General features: G+C 44.3%; 4 protein-coding genes. All 4 read right to left on the bottom strand.

The annotated features are described in order from the left end of the window. On the bottom strand, positions 1-1143 hold a 1143-nt coding region (gene lpxB, locus IQ229_RS20120; RefSeq protein WP_194046771.1), incomplete at its 3' end, for a lipid-A-disaccharide synthase. Positions 1144-1276: 133 nt separating this feature from the next. Further along, positions 1277-2095, bottom strand: a complete 819-nt coding sequence (gene lpxA / locus IQ229_RS20125) for an acyl-ACP--UDP-N-acetylglucosamine O-acyltransferase (protein ID WP_194046773.1) — start codon at positions 2093-2095, stop codon at positions 1277-1279. Between the two features lie 311 nt (positions 2096-2406). Continuing rightward, positions 2407-2937 carry a 3-hydroxyacyl-ACP dehydratase FabZ gene (gene fabZ / locus IQ229_RS20130; protein ID WP_194046775.1) on the bottom strand — a complete coding sequence of 177 codons (531 nt, stop codon included), beginning with the start codon at positions 2935-2937 and terminating at the stop codon, positions 2407-2409. A gap of 80 nt (positions 2938-3017) precedes the next feature. Next, positions 3018-3237 (bottom strand): UDP-3-O-acyl-N-acetylglucosamine deacetylase (locus IQ229_RS20135; protein WP_194046777.1); only part of this gene is annotated, 220 nt, incomplete at its 5' end.

A 3237-nucleotide genomic window follows, 5' to 3' on the forward strand; every position in this document is an offset into this window, starting at 1 on the left:
CAAAATTTCTTGAGCAGCGCGATCGCAAACCCCAACTTCTCCTAAACTTTGCCGCATTTCTTCATAATCTAGCAAAGTTTGCTCTCTGCGACTGGGATTGAGTAGCAGTTCCATCGCTGCTTGGGTAATATTTTCTGCTGTGGCTTGCTCTTGTAAAAATTCTGGCACAATCGACTTCATCACTACTAAATTAGGTGGCGATGCGAAGGTTATAGAACCTTTAAGAATTTTCCGAGCGATCCACGCAGTCAGACGGCTGAGGCGATAAACTACAACCTGCGGCACATTTAACAGAGCCAGTTCTAGATTGACAGTACCAGATTTGCTAATGGCTAAATCAGCAGCGGCAAAAACTTCCATTTGTTGACCTGATATGACTGTCGCCCGTAAACCGTAACGCTTAATAGCCGCCTCAATTGGCTGTCTATAGACTTCTAGCGATAGGGGAATCCAGAAACGAACTTCAGGTAATTTAGCTTGAATAGTTTGGGCAGCTTGAAAAATTGCTGGTAAAAGATATTTTAGTTCTTGACGGCGAGAGGCGGGGAGGAGTGCGATCGCAATTTCTTCTGGAGCAATCCCCAGTGTTGCACGAGCTACTTCCCTACTAGGAGCATCTTGCATTCGGTCAACCAAAGGATGTCCCACCCAACTAACCTTTGCGCCTTTCTCGCGAAAGTAACGGGCTTCTTGTGGGAAGATTGCCAACAGCTTATCTGTAAAACCAACAATCCGGTTAGTTCTACGCAAACTTATTGACCAAGCCCACTCTTGGGGAGCAATGTAATACACCACAGGTACATCTGGCAGATGCTGTTTCATATAAGTCCCAATTTCCAGATTGGGAGTCATATAATCGATCAGCACTACTAAATCCGGTGGATTTTGTTTTAGGGAGGCGATCGCCTGACGTTGCACCTGAAGAGTCGGTAAAACATAAGGTAGCCCTTCTAGAATGCCCATTGAGCCAATACTACTGGTATTTCCCAACAGAATTGCCCCAGCCTCTACCATTTTTTCGCCACCCAGCGCCACAATCTCTAATTCCAACCTAATCGCCACAGCTTGACGCTTCAGCGCTGAAATTAGTAGCGATCCTTGTAAATCGCCAGATACTTCGCCAGTGCTGATAAATATCCGCATTTGATAATTAAAGTTAGGAGTTAGGAATTAAAAGTGAGGAATTAAAAGTGAAGAGTTAGGAATGAGGAGTGAAGAGTTAAAAAATTTAATTTATCAACTCATAACTCATAACTCCTAACTCCTAACTCCTAACTCACGATTCATCACTTGCGCCTTTTTTCCCTTTACTGGGAATTAAGCCACGTCTTCCAGGCATCTGAGAAAGTAGGAGGAAGCGTCGCAGATGCTGCAATTCTTCGCTATCTCCTAACAATTCCAACTGTTCCAAAGCATCCTTAAAAGACAAATCAGAACGGTAGAGAATGCGGAAGGCTTTTTTCAGCATTTGTAAATCTGCTGAGTCCATACCAGACCGTTTGAGTCCGACAAGATTGAGGGTTCGCACCCGTGCTGGATTTCCCTCCACCAGCATATATGGGGCCACATCCCGATCAATACGTGCCATACCTCCCACCATTGCTTGTCTACCAATATGCACAAATTGGTGGACACCTAAAACCCCACTTAGCCTAGCGCGTGATTCTATATGGACATGACCCGCCAACGCCACAGAGTTAGCAATCACTACTTGGTCTTCAATGACGCAGTTATGAGCCACATGGACATAAGCCATCAACAGATTACCGTCACCAATTACCGTCGCTTCACCAGCACCGGTAGCACGGTTAATGGTAACGTACTCACGAATTAAGTTGTTATCACCAATTTTGACCCAGGTTGGTTCTCCTACAAACTTCAGATCCTGGGGTTCCATGCCGATGGCTGCACCTGTAAAAATCTGATTTTGCGCCCCAATTTCACAAGGCCCCTCTAGCACTGCATGAGCGCCGATTATTGTTTCAGGGCCCACTTTAACATGCGCTCCAATCACAGCATAGGCACCGACTTGCACTGTATGGTGGAGTTCCGATTTCGGATGAATTACAGCAGTTGGATGAATTAGCGTTTTCAAGGGTGAATCTCCAGAACTGTCTTAATAATCCAGCGCCAGGCGGGTTTTTTGAGGCAGCGCGTTACTCTGGTTAAGAGAGTTATACCGACTACCGCCCCATTGAGGCGACTGGCGTTGTTGAGTGTGAAATATTTCAGTGAACGAAAGTGTCGGGCAAAGCAAGTTAAGTGTGTTTGTGAGTGCGTCTCTTAGAGAGGGCGGCGAAAATCAAGAAATTATTCAGATGCTATTGTGGATTTTTTAACTGTTATCCTGTTTCAGGATTCAGTAGGGGCATTTCACGGCTATACCCATACCACGAAAGCAAACTTTTAGCTAACTAAAGAGAACATTAATTCCCCTTCACAAGCAAGTTGACCATCAACTTCGGCACGACCTTGCATCTTACCGAAACGACGTTGTTTTACCCATAACAGTTCCACCGTCATTACTAGTTGATCCCCCGGCACAACCTGGCGACGAAAGCGAACTTTATCGATACCAGCGAAGACGAACAGCCCGCCTTCTACCGAAGACATTTGAGTTAGGACAATGCCTCCAACTTGTGCCATTGCTTCAACAATCAGCACCCCTGGCATCAGTGGACGTTCAGGGAAATGTCCTTGAAAATGGGGTTCGTTGATAGTGACATTTTTAACCCCAACAGCTTTTTTACCTGGAACGTAGTCAATTATTTTGTCTACAAGTAAGAATGGGTAGCGATGGGGTAGCAATTTCTGAATTTCTTCAGATGTGAAAGTTGTTTTAATCTCAGAACTGATTGTAATCTCATTTATACCCTGTGGTTCGGTAGATGTAGGTGTAGTCGTATCGATGGTATTCACTTCAGTGAGGATTGACATTGGCCGTGTAGTTGATTTTTTATCTAAAAGTTGAGTAGGCAGGCGTATATCCAAAGCCTTAATAATCTTGGATGCAAACTTTAGATCAAATCTAAAATTTTCTGAGCCAGTTGAATGTGTAAATTATGGCTGGCTTTATACGCTAAAAAATGAGCACGAGGAAAAGTTCCTAGTAAACTCAAATCTCCTACTAAATCCAAAATTTTATGACGGACTGGCTCATTTGCAAATCTCAACGGTGGATTTAGCCAGCCTTCTGGCCCACAAACGAGTGCATTATCTAAACTGCCACCTTTAATT

The sequence above is a fragment of the Nostoc cf. edaphicum LEGE 07299 genome (assembly GCF_015207245.1).
GTDB lineage: Bacteria > Cyanobacteriota > Cyanobacteriia > Cyanobacteriales > Nostocaceae > Nostoc > Nostoc edaphicum_B.

Excerpts from the sequence above, each read along its gene's own strand:
- fabZ (WP_194046775.1), bottom strand. The coding sequence starts at position 2,937 with ATGTCAATCCTCACTGAAGTGAATACCATCGATACGACTACACCTACA.